This is a genomic window from Bradyrhizobium sp. BRP23 (genome assembly GCF_020194135.1).
GTDB lineage: Bacteria > Pseudomonadota > Alphaproteobacteria > Rhizobiales > Xanthobacteraceae > Bradyrhizobium > Bradyrhizobium yuanmingense.
In genome coordinates this window covers 237,995-257,869 of the sequence record NZ_JADYVW010000004.1, presented here as the reverse complement: position 1 = coordinate 257,869, position 19,875 = coordinate 237,995, and the positions used below count along the sequence as shown (strand labels likewise).

The window sequence follows — 19,875 nt, the reverse complement described above, 5'->3', positions numbered from 1 at the left end:
CAGACCGGACCGATGCGGTTCGGTGCGTCGCGATAGATGCCACGAAAGCGAGGAAAATCAAAGGGTTTCCGGCTTGCCCTGTGGGCCAGCGGCCTAGGCCTCCAACACAATTTTGCCAATATGTGCGCTCGTTTCCATGCGCCGGTGCGCGTCTGCCGCCTTTTCCAGCGGGAAAGTGCTGTCCATCACCGGCTTGACGCGGCCTTCGCGCAAAAGCGGCATCACTTTCTGCTCGATCGCGGCCACCATCGCCGCCTTGTCCGCATTACTACGGGGGCGCAAGGTCGAGCCGGTATGGGTCAGGCGCTTGACCATCACCTTGGCGATGTTGACGCTGACCTTGGGGCCGTTGAGGGTCGCGATCTGGACGATGCGGCCGTCGACCGCGGCGGCATCATAGTTGCGGTCGACATAGTCGCCGGCGACCATGTCGAGGATCAGGTTGATGCCAACGTTGTTGGTCTCCGCCTTCACCACGGCGACGAAATCTTCGGTCTTGTAGTTGATGGCGCGGTCGGCCCCCAGTTTGAGGCAGGCGTCGATCTTGTCATGCGATCCCACGGTGACGAACACTTTCGCACCGAAGGCTTTGGCAAGCTGAATGGCCATGGTGCCGATGCCGGACGAGCCGCCATGGATCAGCAGCGTCTCGTCGGCCTTGAGGCCGCCGCGTTCGAACACATTGTGCCAGACCGTCATCAGTGTTTCCGGCAGCGCGCCGGCTTCCTTCATCGACAGCGCCGGCGGCACTTTCATCGCCTGGGCGTCCTGGGCGATGCAGTACTGCGCATAGCCGCCGCCGGCGACCAGCGACATCACCTTGTCGCCGACCTTGTGCCGCTTGGCGTTGCTGCCGACCGCGACGACTTCGCCTGATATCTCGAGGCCGGGCAGGTCGCTGGCGCCGGGCGGCGGCGGATAGGCGCCGGAGCGCTGCGCCACGTCGGGCCGGTTGACGCCGGCAGCTTCGACCTTGACCAGGATCTCGTCGGGACCGGGCTGCGGAACACTGCGTTGCTCCGGCACCAGCACCTCCGGCCCACCGGGCTTGGAGATGGCGACCACGGTCATTTGCGCGGGCAGCTTGTCCATGATGTGTCCTTGAGCAAAAGTGCGGGAGGAAACGAGGCCCTTGCTTAGCCAGCGCGGTGCAGGCTGGCAACCGCCTTAGGCCGTGTGGTCCGGTCCGCGGACGAGAGGAGCAACGACGATGCCGATCGAAGACGACGATCGCCCACGCAAGAAGATCAGTCATGAAATTGGGCAGGACCTCTCACTTTTGTCAGTGGAGGAACTGACCGAGCGCGTGGCGCTGCTCAAGACCGAGATCGCAAGACTGGAAGAAGCCGCCACCAAAAAGCGCGCCTCGCGCGATGCGGCGAACAGTATTTTCAAGTCTTAGTGGTCGCCACACAGCGACTGTCGTCCCGGACGCGTGGGCCGAACTTTCCCCGCCTCGTCATTCCGGGCTCGCGACTTCGTCGCGCCCCGGAATGACGACGGAGAGTCTGTTCCCGCAGCACACTCGGCCACTGGCTCACATGACTAATGAACTCTGAAAAAATTAGCTCGTTTACTTCAGATTAAGCTTTCGGGTTTATGACTGGAACTGTCCTCGTTTGGACACCGAGTGGCTCCTGTCCACTCTGTTTGACGCCTCCCTGTTATCAACTTTCAAAGCCGCCGGTCTCCGGCGGCTCTTTTTTTGCGTTCACTGCTCGGTTTGCACCTCTCATCCCGGTTGCATTCGAAAGAATTGACCCGCGGAAACCATATCCGCGCTTGTCACTGGACTCCGCGTCCCGCCCGCGCAATGATTTGTTCATCATAAGCCGGCGGCAAAGCCGGGCAGTCAAACAGTTGCGTAAGAGGCGTTAACCATGGAACGTTTGCAGGCCGACGGCGCGCTCGTTCAGCTCAGTGAGCGATTCACCAATTCTGCGGCGTTCGGCAATTTGTTCCGTGAGGGCATGGACCTCGTCGAGGAGACCGCCGCCTATCTCGACGGCGCCGGCCGCGTTGAGGCCAAGGCGCTCGACCGCGCCGTCAGCCTCACCTATGCGACCGAGAGCATGCGCCTCACGACGCGCCTGATGCAGCTCGCCTCCTGGCTGCTGCTGCACCGCGCGGTCAAGGAAGGCGAGATGACGCTAAGCCAGGCCAATCGCGAGAAGACCAAGGTCAAGCTCACCGCCGCCGATCCCGGTCCCGCCGACACCATCGAGAAGCTGCCCGCGCAGCTTCAGGACCTGATCCATCGCTCGATGAGCCTGCAGACCCGCGTCCGCCGCCTCGACAGCACGATCCACACCCCGCCGGCCGAGCAGGCCACGATCGGCAACCCGCTGGTGCCGCACCTCAACGCGCTGAAGGCCGCGTTCGAGCGGTAGGGTCTATCAACAATCGTAATTCCGGGACGCGCCTCTTGGCGCGGGCCCGGAATCCATACTCCCGATCGAGGTTATGGATTCTCAGATGCGCAATTGCGCATCGTAGCTCGCGACTTCGTCGCGCCCCGGAATGACAGCCCCAAAACAAAAACGCCCCCGGTCTCCCGGGGGCGTTTTCATCTCCAGCCTTGCGGCCGGCTCAATCCTTCTTGAGAAAGCCCGAAAACTTCTTCTGGAAGCGCGAGACGCGGCCGCCGCGGTCCATGATCTGGGCGGAGCCGCCGGTCCAGGCCGGGTGCGACTTCGGGTCGATGTCGAGGTTCAGCGTGTCGCCTTCCTTGCCCCAGGTCGAGCGGGTCAGGTACTCGGTTCCGTCGGTCATGACGACCTTAATCGTATGATAATTCGGGTGAATTTCGGCTTTCATGGCAATTCCTCGGCGCTCCGGCGCCTTCTTGGGTGGCTCGCGAATGACGGATTTGGGCGGCTCTATACCTCACGAAACCCCGCAAAACAAGCCATGCCCGCGCGCTGGACCGGGTTTGCCCCTAAGGGACTTCCCGGATTTGCCACTACTCCTGCACCGGCCTATTGGGAGCAGATCAATGCAACGGGTCGGATCTCATGAGCGCAGTGGAACGGCTGGATGACCACGATGTCGAACGGCCCGCAATGAACGCCGCAGACACTCCCTCGATCGAGGCCGAGCTGATCGAAGCGCCGGCCAAGGGCCGCGCCAAGCTGCGGCCGCTGCTCGCGCTCGCGCCCTATGTGATCCGCTATCGCGGCCGGGCGGCGCTGGCCTTCGTTGCGCTGACGATCGCAGCGTTGACCACGCTGCTGGTGCCGGTCGCGGTGCGCCGGATGATCGATTTCGGCCTGACGCCCGAGGGCATCGAGCTGATCAACAGCTACTTCTCGGTGATGCTCGCGGTCGTCGCCGTGCTCGCGATCGCCAGTGCCGCGCGCTACTACCTTGTGATGACGATCGGCGAACGCATCGTCGCCGATCTCCGGCGCGACGTCTTCGCCCATCTATTGTCGCTCTCTCCCGCCTTCTTCGATTCCGCCCGCAGCGGCGAATTGATCTCGCGCCTCACTGCCGACACCACCCAGCTGAAATCGGCGGTCGGTGCCTCCGTCTCGATCGCGCTGCGCAACCTGATGATGTTCCTCGGCGCGACGGCGATGATGGTGATCACGAGCCCGAAGCTGTCGGGCTTCGTGCTGCTGGCCATCCCTTTGATCGTGCTGCCGCTGGTGGCGTTCGGGCGCTGGGTGCGGCGCCTGTCGCGCAATGCGCAGGACACGCTCGCCGACGCCTCCGCCTATGCCGGCGAGCTGGTCGGCGCGATCCGCACCGTGCAGGCCTATACCAGCGAGCAATTTGCCGAGAAGCGTTTCGGCGGCGAGGTCGAGCAGGCCTATGAAGCCGCGCGCACCTCGACCCAGGCCCGCGCCGTGCTCACGGCGATCATCATCTTCATCGTGTTCGCAAGCGTGGTCGCCATCCTCTGGATCGGCTCGCATGACGTGCTCACCGGTGCGATCACGCCGGGCCGGCTCGGTCAGTTCGTGCTGTATGCGGTGTTTGCCGCAGCGGGCCTCGGCCAGCTCAGCGAGGTCTGGGGCGAGGTCTCGGCGGCGTCGGGCGCGGCCGAGCGCCTGTTCGAGATCCTCCACGTCAAGCCCGAGATCACCGCGCCTGCGACGCCGCTTGCGCTGCCGGTGCCGGCGCGCGGCGAGGTCGGCTTCGATCGGGTCAGCTTCGCCTATCCGGCGCGGTCCGACGTCAAGGTGCTCGACGCGGTGTCGTTCACCGTGCGCCCCGGCGAGAAGGTCGCGATCGTCGGTCCCTCCGGGGCCGGCAAGAGCACCATCTTTCATCTGCTGCTGCGCTTCTACGATCCGCGCAGCGGGACGATCTTGCTCGACGGCGTGCCGGTCAAGTCCGCCGACCCCGGCGATTTCCGCGCGCGCATCGCATTGGTGCCGCAGGAATCCGTGGTGTTCGCCGCAAGCGCCCGCGAGAACATCCGCTTCGGCCGGCCCGATGCGACCGATGCCGAGGTCGTGCGCGCCGCCGAGCTCGCCCATGCCGCCGAATTCATCCGCCGCCTGCCTGAAGGTTTCGAGACTGCGCTCGGCGAGCGCGGCGTGACGCTCTCCGGCGGCCAGCGCCAGCGCATTGCGATCGCACGCGCCATCCTGCGCGACGCGCCGCTGTTGCTGCTGGACGAAGCCACCTCCGCGCTCGACGCCGAAAGCGAGACGCTGGTGCAGACCGCGCTGGAAGAGCTGATGCGCCACCGCACCACGCTCGTCATCGCCCACCGCCTCGCCACCGTGCTCTCCTGCGACCGCATCCTGGTGATGGACCAGGGCCGGATCGTCGAGCAGGGCACGCATGCCGAGCTCGTCGCGGCGAACGGGCTCTATGCGCGGCTGGCGCGGCTGCAGTTCGAGGGCGCGTAGACGCCTCACACGGCGGAAAGTACCGGGGACCTCACGCCTTCCACACCATCTTCAACACCGGCCGCCCCGAGGTCGGGTTCACGTCGTCGCCCGCATGGGCGAAGCCGCTACGCTCGTAGAAGCGGATCGCGCGGGCATTGTCCTTGTTGACGAGCAGCGTGACGCCCGAGGGCGACAGGCGCTTGGCCTCGTCGACCAGCAGCCTTGCCGCGTCGGAGCCCCAATGCGCGGGATCGACGACGAGCTGGTCGAGATAGCCTTCGCCGTCGACGGTGACGAAACCGACCAGCGCGCCGCCCTGCTCCGCCACCACGATCTGGGCCTTCGGCACCAGATCCCTCAGCCAGCGCTCGCGCCACCATTCGAGCCGTGCGGCGAAGTCGATCTGCGGATAGGCCTGCTGCCAGGTGCGATGCCAGAGATCGATCGCGACGGCTTCGTCTTCGGGTCGGTAAAGGCGGAGGTGGAGCGCGCTCACTACCGCTCCGTCAGCTTCAGCTCGATGCGGCGATTGCGCTTGTAGGCCTCCTCGGTGTTGCCGGTATCGAGCGGCTGGAATTCGCCGAAGCCGGCCGCGACGAGGCGCTGGGCGGGCACGCCGAGCGAGACCAGATATTGCACCACTGAGATCGAGCGCGCCGCGGACAGGTCCCAGTTCGACCTGAAGTTCGCGCCGCTCACCGGCCGCACGTCGGTATGGCCGTCGACGCGCAGCACCCAGGGGATGTCGCTCGGGATCTTCTTGTCGAGCTCGATCAGCGCCGCTGCCAAGGTGTCGAGCTCGGCGCGGCCCTCGGGCAGCAGCACCGCTTGTCCCGTGTCGAAGAACACTTCGGACTGAAACACGAAGCGGTCGCCGACGATGCGGATGTCGGGGCGGTTGCCGAGGATGGCGCGCAGGCGGCCGAAGAATTCCGAGCGGTAGCGCGACAATTCCTGCACGCGCTGCGCCAGGGCGACGTTGAGGCGAGAGCCCAGGTCGGCGATGCGGTTCTGCGATTCCTTGTCGCGCTTCTCGGAGGCATCGAGCGCCTCCTCCAGCGCCGCCAATTGCCGGCGCAGCGCGCTGATCTGCTGGTTCAGCACCTCGATCTGCGCCAGCGCCCGCGCCGAAACCGCCTTCTCCGAGTCCAATGCCTTGCCGAGCTCGGCGGTCTTGCCTTGCGCATCGTTGCCGGCGGCCGCCAAGCCGTCATAGAGACCCTTGATGCGGTCGCGCTCGGACTCGGCCGAGGCGAGCCCGGCTTTCAGCGACGAGACCTGGTCGTCGAGGGTGAGCTTGCCGAGCTTCTCCAGCGACAACAGCTCGTTGAGCTGGGCGATCTTGGCGTTGAGCTGTTCCAGCGCCTTGTCCTTGCCGGTGACCTCCTGCGACAGGAAGAACTGCACCACGAGGAATACCGACAGCAGGAACACGATCGACAGCACCAGCGTCGACAGCGCGTCGACGAAGCCGGGCCAGTAGTTGAGACCGCCTTCGCTGCGGCGGGCGCGGGCAAGGGCCATGTCATCCGTCTCCACTCTTGTGTCCCGGACGCGGTGCAGCGTGCAACGCTGCTGCGCAGAGCCGGGACCCATCTTGTCCCTGACGCTGGGCCCCGGCTCAGCGATGCATCATTTCATCCTGCGTCGCGTCCGGGGCACAACACCGTCTCAACTCTTCTCGGGCTGGCGCGCGATCCGCTCCAGCAGGCGGCGGATCTCGCGGTTCTGCTCGCCCTGGCCGTCGGCCCATTCGCGGATCATCTGCTGCTCGGTGCGCATGTGCGAGACCAGCGCCTGGATGGCTTCGGCAAGGCTCGCCATCGCCGCGGTGGTGCCGCGGCCGGCGCTGCCTTCCTCGAGTACGGACCGCAGCCGTTCGACCGCGGCCTGAAGCTCGCCGCTGGCGACGCCGCCGCCGGTCGCGACAGGCGCCTCGCCGTTGCCATACTCGCGCACTGTGGTGGCGAGCCAGTCTTCGAGATCGGTGTAGAAGCGGTTCTGCGCCTGGCTCGATTGCAGATCGAGGAAGCCGAGGATCAGCGAGCCGGCAAGGCCGAACAGCGAGCTGGAGAAGGAGATGCCCATGCCGCCGAGCGGGGCGGCGAGACCTTCCTTCAGCGTGTCGAACAGCGCCCCGGAGTCGCTCCCGACCTTGAGCCCGTCGATCACCTTGCCCACCGAGCCCACCGTCTCGATCAGGCCCCAGAAGGTGCCGAGCAGGCCGAGGAAAACCAAGAGGCCGGTCATGTAGCGGGAGATGTCGCGGGCCTCGTCCAGGCGGGTCGCGATCGAATCGAGCAGGTGCCGCATCGTGGTCTGGGTGATGGTCATCCGCCCTGAACGCTCCCCGCCGAGGATCGCAGCCATCGGCGCCAGCAGCTTGGGGTGGCGGGCCGGCGCCAGGCCGGGATCGGCGACGCGGAAATTGTTGACCCAGGAGACTTCGGGATAGAGCCGGATGACCTGGCGGAAGGCCAGGATGATGCCGATGAACAGCACCCCTCCGATCAGGGCGTTGAGCCCGGGATTGGCGAAGAAGGCCTGGACGATCTGCTTGTAGAGCACCACGCTCACCAGCGTGCACAGCACCAGGAAGACCAGCATCCGCACCAGGAAGACGCTGGGCGAGGACAGTTTGGTGTACTCGATGTCCATGGTGGATCGGGAAGTGCCAGACCGCATGCCGGTATCATCCGTTACGTAAAGCTTGCTTGCGGCGCGCACTATGGCACAGCGCCGGCCCAAAAAAAGCGCCGGATGCGCCGATTTCGGGGACAGCTCGGGGAACCCGGACCGGAAGCGGTGCTTTGATAAGCAGGTCTCTGCAGAAGTTCGCCATTCGGGGGGCGCATGAGCGTCGTTTCCGCGATCATCGGGACTGCCGAGCGTGTGCCGCTGCCGGACGTGGTGATCCGCGCCGCGATCCAGCGCCTGTGCTCCCGCATGGCGACGCGCCTGTCCGGGCTGGGCCTCGGCGACGATGCCGCCTTCGCCGGGCGGATGATGCTGCGGCCGATCGCCGAGGGCGCGGCAGCGGGGCATGACGAGGTGCCCGCGGCCTTCTTCGCCGACTTGCTCGGCCCCAACCGCAAATTCTCCTCCTGCTTCTACAAGACCGACGCGACCAGCTTGCGGGAGGCGGAGGAGGAGGCGCTGCGCCAGACCGTCGAGCATGCCGGCCTGACCGACGGCCAGGCCATTCTGGAGCTTGGCTGTGGCTGGGGCTCGCTGTCGCTGTGGATGGCACGGCAATTTCCGCACGCGACGGTGACGGCGGTCGCGGCCTCGCAGGCGCAGCGCGCCTCCGTCGAGGAGGAGGCGCGGCGGCGCGGGCTGCTGAATCTGCGCGTGGTCACGGCCGACATGAACGTGTTCGCGCCCGATGGCCAGTTCGACCGCATCGTCTCGGTCGAGATGTTCGAGCGGATGAGCAACTGGCGCAAGCTGATGACGCGCGTGCGGTCATGGCTCGCGCCGGAGGGACGGTTCTTCATGCACGTCGTCACCCACCGGTCCGGCTCGCATCTGCCTGACCCGGCCGATCGCGACGACTGGATCGCGCAATACGTCTACACAGGCGGGCTGATGCCGAGCCATCACCTCGTCAGGCAGTTCGACGATATCTTTGCCATCGAGAAGGAATGGTGCTGGAGCGGCACGCACTACCAGCGCACCGCCAACGACTGGCTGGCCAATTTCGATGCCCATCGCGAGGCCATCGAAGCCTCCTTGCACGGGGTCCACGGCGAGGAGACCGCTCTCTGGATGCGTCGCTGGCGCTGGTTCCTGCTCGCGACCTCGGGCCTGTTCGGTTACGCCGACGGAACAGAATGGGGCGTCAGCCATTACCGGATGATGGCCGCCGAGTAATTGCGGTGTTCCGCCGCAGCACGCGCCGGTGGAACTTAGATTCACAATCAAGTTACACCGCAAAAGCTTTCTGATTTCAACGGGATAAGCTGTGTGACAATGAGCCGCCCGCGCCATGCGTTGCATCGCAGCAGATGCATTCTATTTTGGCGGCATCAGCCGCGTGCAAAAGGTCCAGAACGGGCTTCGCGCGAGCATGATCAGTTTCAACAATCGGGGCATCCCACTTCATGTTTGGAATTCGAGCGCGATCGGCATGCGTTGCAATGATGCTCGCGGCCCTTGCGCCGCTGCTGGGTGCTTGCGAGGAATCCAGTTCCGCGGTGTCCGCCGCCCAGCCGCCTGCCCCTGACGTCAGCATCGTTATCGTCAAGCCGCAGCCGCGCGCCGTGGTGCGCGAGCTGCCGGGCCGCATCGCCCCGACCCGGGTCTCCGAAGTCCGGCCGCGCGTGTCCGGCATCGTGGTAGAGCGCCTGTTCCGCCAGGGCAGCGAGGTCAGGGCCGGCGATCCGCTCTACCGCATCGATCCGCGCCCGTTCGAGGTCGAGGTCATGGCCAACGAGGCCGCGCTGGCGAAGGCCGAAGCGGCATTGGCGCAGGCCAAGCAGCAGGCGCATCGTATCGCCACCCTGACCAGGGATCGCGCCGCGCCCGAAGCCGAGAACGAGAAGGCGATTGCGGCCGAACGCCAGGCCCATGCCGAGGTCGAGGGCCGCAAGGCCGAGCTCGCTCGGGCCAGGCTTAATCTCGACTACGCCACCGTGCGTGCGCCGATCGACGGCGTGGTCGGCGCGGCCCTCGTCAGCGAGGGCGCGCTCGCCGTGCAGAACGAGACCAATCTCGCCACCATCCAGCAGCTCGATCCGATCTATGCCGACTTTACCCAGTCGGTGACCGAGCTCAACCAGCTCCGCCGCGCCTTCGAGACCGGCGACCTCGATCGCATCGCCGCCGATGCCGCCAAGGTGCGCCTCGTGCTCGACGACAACACCATCTATTCGCTCGACGGCAAGCTGCTGTTCTCCGACGCCAAGGTCGACGCCCACACCGGGCAGGTGACGTTGCGCGGCGAGTTCCCCAATCCCAAGCGCGAGCTGCTCCCGGGCATGTATGTCCGGGTCCGCATCGACCAGGGTCTCGATTCCGATGCGATCGCGGTGCCGCAGCAGGCGATCCAGCGCAATGGCGGCGGCGGCAGCGAGGTGTTCGTCGTCAAGGACGACAATCACATCGCGGTGCAGCCGGTGCGCACCGGCTCGGTGCAGGACGGCCTCTGGTTCATCACCGAAGGCCTGAAGTCCGGCGACAAGGTCGTGGTCGAAGGCTTCCAGAAATTCGCGGCCGGCGACAAGGTCAAGCCGCAATCCTGGTCGGAGGCGGAAGCGACCGCAGACAACCGGCACGCTCAGCAGCTCACGCGGTAACGCTCCGCGCAGCAAGTGTCGTCCTTAACCTGAGGAGCCCGCTGCAAGCGGGCGTCTCGAAGGATGGCCGCGGGAGAGAGCCGGGCCTTCATGGTTCTCGCGGCGATGCGCGGCATCGTCCGGAGCGCGCGTTCCGCGCTCCTCACCATGAGGGTCTAACCGAACAACGAGGATAAAACGGCCAATGCCGAGTTTCTTCATCGACAGGCCGATCTTCGCCTGGGTGGTCGCGCTGTTCATCTGCTTGATCGGCGCGATCGCGGTGCCGCTGCTGCCGATCGCGCAATATCCGATCATCGCGCCGCCCTCGATCTCGGTCTCGACCAGCTATCCCGGCGCCTCGCCGGAAAACCTCTACAATAGCGTCACGCGGTTGATCGAGGAGGAGCTCAACGGCGCCGCCAACATCCTCAATTTCGAATCGACCAGTGACTCGCTCGGCCAGGTCGAGATCATCGCCAATTTCCAGCCGGGCACCGACACCAGTGCCGCCTCGGTCGAGGTCCAGAACCGCATCAAGCGCGTCGAGGCGCGCCTGCCGCGCGCGGTGATGCAGCAGGGCATCCTGATCGAGGAAGCCTCGAGCGCAGTGCTGCAGATCATCACGCTGAACTCGACTGACGGCAGCCTGGATGAAGTCGGCCTCGGCGACTTCATGATCCGCAACGTGCTCGGCGAGATCCGCCGCATTCCCGGCGTCGGCCGCGCCACACTGTACTCGACCGAGCGCTCGCTTCGTGTCTGGGTCGATCCGGCCAAGCTGGTCGGCTATGGCCTGACCGCCGACGACGTCAACAAGGCCATCACCGCGCAGAACGCGCAGGTCGCTTCCGGCAGCATCGGCGCCGAGCCGTCGACCTCGAACCAGCGCACCTCGGCACTGGTGCTGGTCAAGGGCCAGCTCTCCTCGCCCGACGAGTTCGGCGCCATCATCCTGCGCGCCAATGCCGACGGCTCGACCGTGCGCCTGCGCGACGTCGCGCGCATCGAGGTCGGCGGCCTCAGCTACCAGTTCAACACGCGCCTCGACGGCAAGCCGACGGCGGGCCTGTCGGTCCTGATGTCGCCGACCGGCAATGCGCTGGCGACCGCCAGCGCAGTCGAAGCGAAGATGAAGGAGCTGTCGCGCTTCTTCCCGGCCAACATCACCTACGAGATCCCCTACAACATCACCCCTGTGGTCGAGGCCTCGATCGAGAAGGTGCTGACGACGCTGGTCGAAGCTGTGGTGCTGGTGTTCGTGGTGATGTTCTTGTTCCTGCAGAACATCCGCTACACCATCATTCCGACCATCGTGGTCCCGGTGGCGCTGCTGGGCGCCTGCTCCACTCTGCTGCTCGCCGGCTATTCCATCAACATGCTCTCGATGTTCGGCATGGTGCTCGCGGTCGGCATCCTCGTCGACGACGCCATTGTCGTGGTCGAGAACGTCGAGCGGATCATGGCCGAGGAAGGCCTGCCGCCGAAGGAAGCGACGCGGAAAGCCATGTCGCAGATCACCGGCGCCATCATCGGCATCACGCTGGTGCTGATGGCGGTGTTCGTGCCGATGGCGTTCTTCCCGGGCTCGGTCGGCATCATCTACCGCCAGTTCTCCGTCACCATGGTCGCCGCGATCGGCTTCTCCGCCTTCCTGGCGCTGTCGTTGACGCCGGCGCTGTGCGCGACGCTGTTGAAGCCTGTGGCAAAGGGGCACGGTCATTCGACCAACTTCGTGTTCGGCTGGTTCAACCGCATGCTCGAAGGCGTCAAGGAACGCTATTCACGCACCGTCGGCTTTTCGCTGAATCGCACCGGCCGCCTGATGCTGGTCTATGCCGCGCTGCTGGTTGGCCTGTCCTGGGCCTTCGTCAACCTGCCCGGCGGCTTCCTCCCCGTCGACGACCAGGGCTTCATCACCACCGACGTGCAGACGCCCTCGGATTCGTCCTATGCCCGCACCGAGGCCGTGATCGAGAAGGTCGAAAAATATCTCGCCGCGCGGCCGGGCGTCGACAACGTCACCTTCCTCACCGGCTTCAGCTTCTCCGGCCAGGGCATGAACACCGCGCAAGCCTTCATCACGCTGAAGGACTGGTCGGAGCGCGGGCCGAAGGACTCCGCTGCCGCGATCGTCAACGACGTCAACCGCGACCTGGGCTCGTCGATCCGCGACGCAAAAATCTCGGCGCTGCAGCCGCCGCCGATCGACAATCTCGGCAACTCGTCCGGCTTCTCGTTCCGCCTCCAGGATCGCGGCCAGAAGGGCTATCAGCAATTGATGCGCGCCGCCGACCAGCTGATCGCGGAGGCCAATGCCAGCCCGGTGCTGCAGAAGGTCTATATCGAAGGCCTGCCCGAGGCGGGCGTGGTCAATCTCATGATCGACCGCGAGAAGGCCGGCGCGTTCGGCGTCACCTTCGAGGACATCAACAACACCATCTCGACCAATCTCGGCTCGAACTACATCAACGACTTCCCGAACCGCGGTCGCATGCAGCGCGTCGTGGTGCAGGCGGACGCGCGCGACCGCATGCGGGCCGAGGACATCCTCAATTACAACGTCAAGAACAGCCGCGGCCAGCTGGTGCCGTTCTCGTCCTTCACCACGATCGAATGGGCGCGCGGCCCGACACAGATCGCCGGCTTCAACTATTATCCGGCGGTGCGCATCTCCGGCGAGGCCAGGCCCGGCTTCACCTCGGGCGATGCCATCGCCGAGATGGAGCGGCTCGCCGACCGGTTGCCGCGCGGTTTCGGCTATGAATGGACCGGACAGTCGCTGCAGGAGAAGCTGTCGGGCTCGCAGGCGCCGTTCCTGCTCGCCCTGTCGGTGTTCGTGGTGTTCCTGTGCCTCGCCGCGCTCTACGAGAGCTGGACCATTCCGCTCGCGGTGCTGCTCACCGTGCCGCTTGGCATCGTCGGCGCGGTCACTGCCGCTATGCTGCGCGGCCTGCCCAACGACGTCTATTTCACCGTCGGCCTGATCACGATCATTGGCCTCGCCGCAAAGGACGCGATCCTGATCATCGAGTTCGCCAAGGATCTGCGGAAAGAAGGCAAGCCGCTGGTCGAAGCCACCATCGAAGCCTGCCGCCTGCGCTTCCGTCCCATCTTGATGACCGGCCTTGCCTTCATCTGCGGCGTGCTGCCGATGGCCATCGCCCACGGCGCCGGCGGCGCCAGCCAGCAGGCGCTCGGCTCAGTGGTGATGGGCGGCATGATCGCGGTGGTGATCCTGGCGCTGTTGATGGTGCCGGTGTTCTTCGTCTCGGTGCAGCGCGTGCTGGGCGGAGACAGGGAGCCGAACGCGGCGCGGGACGCTGAAGCGCACGGCCGACCGGCGCGGGCGCACACAGGCCACTGATGCACCCCCGTCATTCCGGGGCGTGCGAAGCACGAGCCCGGAATCCAGCGGGCCACCATTGACGAGGATCAATGGATTCCGGGCTCGCGCCAAGAGGCGCGCCCCGGAATGACAGGGGAATGTGGAGCGCGAGCTTCCGCCTTAAGCCGGCTTCCGCAAGATCTTCACCAGCTCCCCGTGCACGTACTCATTCCCGCACACGACGTGCCCGGTGACCAGCGGGTCGCCCGGCGTTGCGATATCGCTGATGGTGCCGCCGGCTTCGCGCACCATCAGCATACCGGCCGCGATGTCCCAGGATTGCAAATCGCGCTCCCAATACCCGTCGAGCCGGCCGGCGGCGACGAAGGCGAGATCGAGCGAGGCAGCGCCGAAACGGCGCAAGCCGGCGACGCGGTCCTGGATCGCGGTCATCTCGCGGCGGAATTCCTGGTGGTCGCCGCGGCCGATATGGGGCAGGCCGCAGGCCACCACGCATTCGCTCAGCTGGCGGCGGCCGGCGACGCGCAGGCGCTGGTCGTTGAGGAAGGCGCCCTTGCCGCGCTCGGCGATGTAGAGCTCGTCATTGGCGGGGTTGTAGATCACGCCCGCAATCACGGTGCCCTCGCGCGCAAGCCCGATCGAGATCGCGAATTGCGGGATGCCGTGCAGGAAGTTGGTGGTGCCGTCCAAGGGATCGACGATCCAAGTGTGGCTCTTGTCGGTGCCCTCGCGGTTGCCCCCTTCCTCGCCGATGAAGCCGTAGCCGGGCCGGGCCTTGGCGAGGTCCTGGTAGAGGATCTCCTCGGCGCGCTTGTCGGCGAGCGAGACGAAATTGGCCGGTCCCTTCAGCGAGACCTGGAGATGCTCGATCTCGCCGAGATCGCGCTTGAGGCTGCGGCCGGCGCGGCGCGCCGCCTTGACCATGACGTTGATAGTGGCGGAATACAGCATATGCTTCTGGTCTTGATCGGGGAGAGGGGCGCGGAAACGCGCCTGTTTGGGGGACTGGGTGCCCCGTGAGGGGCCCCGCGTCAAGTCATTTGGACCCGAGCCACTTCCTGGCGGCGGCCTCGGCCTTGGCGCGGTCATCGGCCGGCAGATCGGAGAGCTGCTTGTCGAGCTCGGGGTCGCCCTTGCCGGCGGTCTTGGCCACCAGGTGCCATTTGAAGCCTTCGATCTTGTCCACGGGCGTGCCGACGCCGTTGATCAGCACCCAGGCCAGCCGGTTCTGCGCGATCGCGCTGCCCTGGCGGGAGGCCTTGCGAAGCAGGGCGACGGCTGCCGGCTGGTTCTTCGGCGTGCCGGTGCCGTTGAACATCGCGATGGCATATTCGACCTCGGCATCGACATTGTCGGCGATCGCGGCGGCCTGGAGCAGCCGCACCGCGCGTTCGGGGTCCTTCGGCACACCGGTGCCTTCCTTGTAGAAGGTCGCGAGCGCGTATTGCGCTTCGGGCAGGCCTGCATCGGCGGCTTGGCGCAGCAGTTCCGCCGAACGCCGGACGTCCTGCGGCAGCGTCTGGCCGTCCAAATAGAGCAGAGCAAGGTTGTAGGCCGCCTTGGGCTCGCCGAGCTTGGCGGCGGAGGCCATCAGCCTGACCGCCTCGCTTTTGTCGACCGGGCCGCCGCGGCCGGAGATGCGCAGCATGGCGAGCGCGAACATCGCCTCGCGATCGCCGGCATCGGCGGCGCGCTTGTACCATTCGGCCGCCTTGGCGTAATCGCGCCTTATGCCCATGGCATTGGAATAGAGCTCGCCGAGCATGGTCATCGCCTTGGCATCGCCCGCTTGTGCGCGCACCGTGGCGAGCTCGAACGCGGTCTTGTATTGCCCGCGCTGATAGGCGCCGAACACGAGGTCGACGTTGGGATCGTCGGACGGCGGCGCGGGGATCACGGTTGCCGGCTTGGGCGAAGCGGACGGCTTGGGAGATGCCGTAGGCTTCGGCGCCGGTGCTGCCTCTTTCTTCTTGGCAGGGGCGGGCGGCTTTGGCTTCTGCTTCTCTGCCGGTGCGCTCGGCGTCGTCGCCGGCGGGGTGATCTGCAGCTGCGCGGCCGCGGGCACTGTCAGCAGCAGCGTGGCCAGCATGGTGATGCAGGGGAGCTTCATGTCGGGCGCTAGCCGTGCTCCTGGCTCGCAGGATCTTGGCCCGCAGGATCTTGGCCGGCCAGCGCCGTCGCATGGGCCTTCTTGATCGCGGCATCGACCTCGATCAGTGCGGCCTTGGGCCCGCGCGGATCGGCCCAGATGAAGTCGCCGACCAGCACGAAATCGGCGCCGCTGGCGGCGAAATCGTAGGCCTCGTCCAGCGTGGTGGCAAAGCCGACGCAGGGCGGCTCGAACAGCTCGGCCCACCAGTCGAGCCGCTCGGCGATCGCTTGCGACGACGGCCGCTGGCCTTTCGCATCGGGCTCGCCGAACAGCACGTAATCCGCGCCCATCTCGCCGGCATCCATGGAGTGGTGCCGCGTCGTCAGCCCGCCGACACCGGCGATGCGATCCGGCTTGAGCGACGGCAGCGCCTCCTTCAGCGCGGCGATGCCGGGCAGGTGCGCGCCGTCGGCGCCGCCGCGCGCGACGATATCAGGATGGCCGTCGACGAGGAGTGCCGCGCCCGTCTTCTGCACCGGCGGCGCCAATGCCTTGACGCGCGAGATCATGCCGCGCTGATCGGTCTCCTTCAGCCGCAGCAGCACGGCGGCGATGTCGGCGGACGCGATCAGCCCCGGCAGCTCGGCGACCAGCGTCGCGGGATCATCGACGACGGGCGTCGCGAGATAGAGACGCGGCGCCGGGCGCGGCGGAGGCGGTTTGTTCGACAAGGTCTAGGCTGCCTTCTGTTCCAGGCTGCTTTGCCATTCGCCCTTGGAGGCGAGGCCGTTCATGCGCGCGCGATGGCTGAAGGCGCGCTGGCCGGCCGCGACATTCTCAGGCTTGCCCGACCAGGCCTTCTGCGGCGCGGCCTGCAGCGCGCGGCCGTAGGAGAAGGTCAGGCCCCAGGGCAGCGGACCGAGCTTGTGCATGGCGTTGAGATGCGCGGTCGCCTCTTCGTCCGACTGGCCGCCGGACAGAAAGGCGATGCCGGGCACCGCCGCCGGCACGCAGGCCTTCAGCAGCCGTATCGTCTTCTCCGCGACCTCCTCGACCGAGGCCTGCTTTGCGCATTTCTTGCCTGATATCGCCATGTTCGGCTTCAGCACCATGCCTTCCAGCGCCACGCGCTGCACGCGCAATTCCTGGAAGGTCTTGTTGAGCACGCGTTGCGTCACCTCATAGCAGCGCTCGATGTCGTGGTCGCCGTCCATCAGCACCTCCGGCTCGACGATCGGCACGATCTGCGCGGCCTGGCACAGCGCGGCATAGCGCGCCAGCGCGTGGGCGTTGACGCTGATCGCCGTCATCGAGGGAATGCCGCTGCCGATGTCGATCACCGCGCGCCATTTGGCAAAGCGCGCGCCGCGCTCGTAATATTTCTTCAAGCGTTCGGCGAGCTTGTCGAGCCCGACCGTGACTGTTTCACCGGGGCACATCGGCAAGGCCTGCGTGCCCTCGTCGACCTTGATACCGGGAATGGCGCCGGCCTGCTCGATCAGCTTGACCAGCGGCGTGCCGTCCTTGGCATTCTGCCAGATCGTCTCGTCATAGAGGATCACGCCGGAGATGTACTGGCTCATGGCGTCCTTGGCGCGAAACAGCATTTCGCGATAGTCACGGCGGTTCTCTTCGGTCGATTCCACGCCGATGGCGTCGAAGCGCTTCTTGATGGTGCCGGAGGATTCGTCGGCGGCAAGGATGCCCTTGCCGGACGCGACCATGGCGGTCGCGATCTTGTTGAGCTCAGTCAGATTCATCGAGAGGTCCTCCCAAAACGATTCTGCCCTTGCCCGTGAAAATAGACCGTTCTCGGGCAATTGCCGAGTTATCGTTCGTCGCAGGGTAAAGGGTCTTTCTGTCATTCCGGGATGCGCCGAAAGGCGCAGGCCCGGAATCCATAACCCCAGGCTGTGGTTATGGATTCCGGGCCCACGCTTCGCGTGTCCCGGAATGACGGGAGGATGTGACGGAGGCCTTAGGCGACCCGGGGATCGAGCTCGCCCTTGGCGTAGCGCTTGGCCATCTCGGCGGTGGTCAGCACCTTCTTGATCTTGGAGGCCTGGCCTGCGGTGTTGAACTCCTGCAGGCGCTGCTTGCACAGCTTGGTCATCGCCTCCATCGCCGGCTTCAGGTACTTGCGCGGATCGAACTCTTCCGGGTTGTCCTTCAGAACTTTCCGGATCTGGCCGGTCATCGCCATGCGGTTGTCGGTGTCGATGTTGATCTTGCGCACGCCGTTCTTGATGCCGCGCTGGATCTCGGCCACCGGCACGCCCCAGGTCGGCTTCATCTTGCCGCCATAGGCGTTGATGATGTCCTGCAGGTCCTGCGGCACCGAGGAGGAGCCGTGCATGACGAGATGCGTGTTCGGCAGCTTGCGGTGGATCTCCTCGATCACGTTCATGGCGAGGATGTCGCCGTCGGGCTTGCGGGTGAACTTGTAAGCGCCGTGCGAGGTGCCCATCGCGATCGCGAGCGCGTCGACCTTGGTCTCCTGCACGAACTTGACGGCCTCGTCCGGATTGGTCAGCAGCTGGTCGTGGCTGAGCTTGCCTTCGGCGCCGTGGCCGTCTTCCTTGTCGCCCATGCCGGTTTCGAGCGAGCCGAGCACCCCTAACTCGCCCTCGACCGAGATGCCGCCGAGATGGGCCATCTCGGTGACAGTCTTGGTGACGCCGACATTGTAGCCCCAGTCGCCGGGGGTCTTGCCGTCGGCCTTGAGCGAGCCGTCCATCATCACCGAGGTGAAGCCGGCCTGGATCGCGGTCATGCAGGTCGCCGGCTCGTTGCCGTGGTCGAGATGCACGCAGACCGGAATGTGCGGATAGATCTCGGTCACCGCGTCCATCATGTGCTTGAGCATGACGTCGTTGGCGTAGGAGCGCGCGCCGCGCGAGGCCTGGATGATGACGGGGGCATCGACCTGGTTGGCCGCGTCCATGATGGCCAGCGCCTGCTCCATGTTGTTGATGTTGAAGGCCGGTACGCCGTAATCGTTCTCCGCCGCGTGGTCGAGCAATTGACGTAACGTGATCCGAGCCATCTGTCTTTGTCTCCCGTTGGGGCCTCAAAGGCCGCTTGATTACTTGCTACGCAGAACTTCAACGCCGGGCAGGGGCTTGCCTTCCATCCATTCAAGGAACGCGCCACCGGCGGTCGACACATAGGTGAAGTCTCCGGCCACATGGGCCTGGTTGAGCGCCGCGACAGTGTCGCCGCCGCCCGCGATCGAGATCAGCTTCTTGGCCTTGGTGCGCTCGGCGGCGTGCTTGGCGGCCGCGACCGTGCCGCGGTCGAACGGCTGCATCTCGAATGCGCCCAGGGGGCCGTTCCAGACCAGCGTCGCCGCATCGTCGATCGCGGCATGGACGCGCGCGATCGATTGCGGGCCGACGTCGAGGATCATGCCGTCGGCCGGGATCGCATCGAGCCCATAGGCATGCGACGGCGCGTTGGCGGCGAAGTGATAGGCGACGGTGGCGTCGACCGGGAGGATGATGGCGCAATTGGCGGCTTCCGCCTTCTCCATGATGCGCAGCGCGGTGGCGGCGAGATCCTTCTCGGCCAGCGACTTGCCGACCGCAACGCCCTGCGCGTGCAGGAACGTGTTGGCCATGCCGCCGCCGATCACGAGCGCGTCGACCTTGGTGACGAGGTTTTCCAACAGGTCGATCTTGGTCGAGACCTTGGCGCCGCCGATGATGGCGATCACGGGCTTGCTCGGCGAGCCCAGCGCCTTCTCCAGCGCGTCCAGCTCGGCCTGCATGGTGCGGCCGGCATAGGCCGGCAGCTTGTGGCCGAGACCTTCGGTCGAGGCGTGGGCGCGGTGCGCGGCCGAGAACGCGTCATTGACCCAGATGTCGCCGAGCTTCGCGAGTTCCGCGACGAAGGCGGGATCGTTCCTTTCTTCCTCTTTGTGGAAGCGGGTGTTCTCCAGGCACAGGATGTCGCCATCCTTCAGGCCGGCGACCGCCTTGGCCGCGGGCTCGCCGATGCAATCCTCGGCAAACGCGACGGGCTTCTTCACCACCTTCGCCAGCGCCTCCGCGACGGGCTTGAGCGAGTCCTTGGCGTCGCGTCCCTTCGGCCGGCCGAAATGCGCGAGCAGGATGACCTTGCCGCCCTTGTCGGCGAGCTCGGTGATGGTCGGCGCCACGCGCTCGAGCCGGGTGGCGTCGGTGACGCGCCCGCTCTCCATGGGCACGTTGAGGTCGACGCGCAGCAGCACGCGCTTGCCCTTCACGTCGACGTCGTCGAGGGTGCGGAATTTAGCGGGCATCGTTCATCATCCGTGCGTCGGAGTGTCGG

General features: G+C 65.9%; 17 protein-coding genes. 6 read left to right on the top strand and 11 right to left on the bottom strand.

The features are described 5' to 3' along the window. Positions 1 to 93 precede the first annotated feature (93 nt). On the bottom strand, positions 94 to 1,092 hold the full coding sequence (locus tag I6F24_RS12840) for an NAD(P)H-quinone oxidoreductase (protein ID WP_225149270.1): 999 nt from the start codon (positions 1,090 to 1,092) through the stop codon (positions 94 to 96). A 118-nt stretch (positions 1,093 to 1,210) separates the two neighbouring features. Between I6F24_RS12840 and I6F24_RS12835 the strand changes: the two genes are divergently transcribed. Together I6F24_RS12835 and I6F24_RS12830 are read left to right on the top strand one after the other, a co-directional pair. Further along, positions 1,211 to 1,402, top strand: coding sequence for a DUF1192 domain-containing protein (locus I6F24_RS12835; protein ID WP_036021698.1), 192 nt, complete (start codon positions 1,211 to 1,213; stop codon positions 1,400 to 1,402). A gap of 478 nt (positions 1,403 to 1,880) precedes the next feature. Beyond that, positions 1,881 to 2,390 (top strand): DUF1465 family protein, encoded by a 510-nt coding sequence (locus I6F24_RS12830; protein ID WP_035998279.1) that lies wholly within the window; start codon positions 1,881 to 1,883, stop codon positions 2,388 to 2,390. Positions 2,391 to 2,589: 199 nt separating this feature from the next. On the opposite strand, the gene rpmE is transcribed toward I6F24_RS12830, so the two are convergent. Then, complete coding sequence (gene rpmE / locus I6F24_RS12825; RefSeq protein ID WP_027573780.1) at positions 2,590 to 2,817, bottom strand: 50S ribosomal protein L31; 228 nt, start codon at positions 2,815 to 2,817, stop codon at positions 2,590 to 2,592. 197 nt (positions 2,818 to 3,014) lie between these two features. Between rpmE and I6F24_RS12820 the strand changes: the two genes are divergently transcribed. Then, entirely contained in the window at positions 3,015 to 4,865 is a 1,851-nt protein-coding gene (locus I6F24_RS12820; RefSeq protein ID WP_036021701.1) for an ABC transporter ATP-binding protein/permease, read from the top strand. Positions 4,866 to 4,896: 31 nt separating this feature from the next. Here I6F24_RS12820 and I6F24_RS12815 read toward each other — a convergent pair whose 3' ends face one another. The 3 genes from I6F24_RS12815 to I6F24_RS12805 form a co-directional block, all read right to left on the bottom strand. Beyond that, the gene (locus I6F24_RS12815; RefSeq protein ID WP_036021703.1) at positions 4,897 to 5,343 is read right to left on the bottom strand and encodes a GNAT family N-acetyltransferase; all 447 of its coding nucleotides are present in this window, start codon (positions 5,341 to 5,343) and stop codon (positions 4,897 to 4,899) included. Next, positions 5,343 to 6,371, bottom strand: coding sequence for a peptidoglycan -binding protein (locus tag I6F24_RS12810; protein ID WP_036021776.1), 1,029 nt, complete (start codon positions 6,369 to 6,371; stop codon positions 5,343 to 5,345). Before I6F24_RS12810 ends, I6F24_RS12815 begins: the two co-directional genes overlap by 1 nt. Positions 6,372 to 6,518: 147 nt before the next feature. Further along, positions 6,519 to 7,532 carry a hypothetical protein gene (locus I6F24_RS12805; protein WP_036021706.1) on the bottom strand — a complete coding sequence of 338 codons (1,014 nt, stop codon included), beginning with the start codon at positions 7,530 to 7,532 and terminating at the stop codon, positions 6,519 to 6,521. Between the two features lie 168 nt (positions 7,533 to 7,700). Between I6F24_RS12805 and I6F24_RS12800 the strand changes: the two genes are divergently transcribed. The 3 genes from I6F24_RS12800 (at position 7,701) to I6F24_RS12790 (ending at position 13,490) form a co-directional block, all read left to right on the top strand. Next, positions 7,701 to 8,720 (top strand): cyclopropane-fatty-acyl-phospholipid synthase family protein, encoded by a 1,020-nt coding sequence (locus I6F24_RS12800; protein WP_036021707.1) that lies wholly within the window; start codon positions 7,701 to 7,703, stop codon positions 8,718 to 8,720. Positions 8,721 to 8,986: 266 nt separating this feature from the next. Further along, on the top strand, positions 8,987 to 10,144 hold the full coding sequence (locus I6F24_RS12795; protein WP_035998298.1) for an efflux RND transporter periplasmic adaptor subunit: 1,158 nt from the start codon (positions 8,987 to 8,989) through the stop codon (positions 10,142 to 10,144). 184 nt (positions 10,145 to 10,328) lie between these two features. Continuing rightward, positions 10,329 to 13,490, top strand: a complete 3,162-nt coding sequence (locus tag I6F24_RS12790; RefSeq protein WP_225149269.1) for a multidrug efflux RND transporter permease subunit — start codon at positions 10,329 to 10,331, stop codon at positions 13,488 to 13,490. 141 nt (positions 13,491 to 13,631) lie between these two features. On the opposite strand, the gene I6F24_RS12785 is transcribed toward I6F24_RS12790, so the two are convergent. The 6 genes from I6F24_RS12785 to I6F24_RS12760 all read right to left on the bottom strand — a co-directional run bounded on the left by I6F24_RS12785 (position 13,632) and on the right by I6F24_RS12760 (position 19,846). Beyond that, entirely contained in the window at positions 13,632 to 14,423 is a 792-nt protein-coding gene (locus tag I6F24_RS12785) for an inositol monophosphatase family protein (protein WP_225141101.1), read from the bottom strand. A gap of 85 nt (positions 14,424 to 14,508) precedes the next feature. Beyond that, entirely contained in the window at positions 14,509 to 15,582 is a 1,074-nt protein-coding gene (locus tag I6F24_RS12780) for a Sel1 repeat protein (RefSeq protein WP_035998306.1), read from the bottom strand. Positions 15,583 to 15,590: 8 nt separating this feature from the next. Next, complete coding sequence (locus I6F24_RS12775; RefSeq protein ID WP_225149268.1) at positions 15,591 to 16,295, bottom strand: thiamine phosphate synthase; 705 nt, start codon at positions 16,293 to 16,295, stop codon at positions 15,591 to 15,593. 3 nt (positions 16,296 to 16,298) lie between these two features. Continuing rightward, complete coding sequence (locus I6F24_RS12770) at positions 16,299 to 17,324, bottom strand: class I fructose-bisphosphate aldolase (protein WP_225149267.1); 1,026 nt, start codon at positions 17,322 to 17,324, stop codon at positions 16,299 to 16,301. A gap of 218 nt (positions 17,325 to 17,542) precedes the next feature. Beyond that, the gene (fba, locus tag I6F24_RS12765; protein WP_036021720.1) at positions 17,543 to 18,610 is read right to left on the bottom strand and encodes a class II fructose-bisphosphate aldolase; all 1,068 of its coding nucleotides are present in this window, start codon (positions 18,608 to 18,610) and stop codon (positions 17,543 to 17,545) included. A 39-nt stretch (positions 18,611 to 18,649) separates the two neighbouring features. Next, entirely contained in the window at positions 18,650 to 19,846 is a 1,197-nt protein-coding gene (locus I6F24_RS12760; protein ID WP_225149266.1) for a phosphoglycerate kinase, read from the bottom strand. Positions 19,847 to 19,875 lie beyond the last annotated feature (29 nt).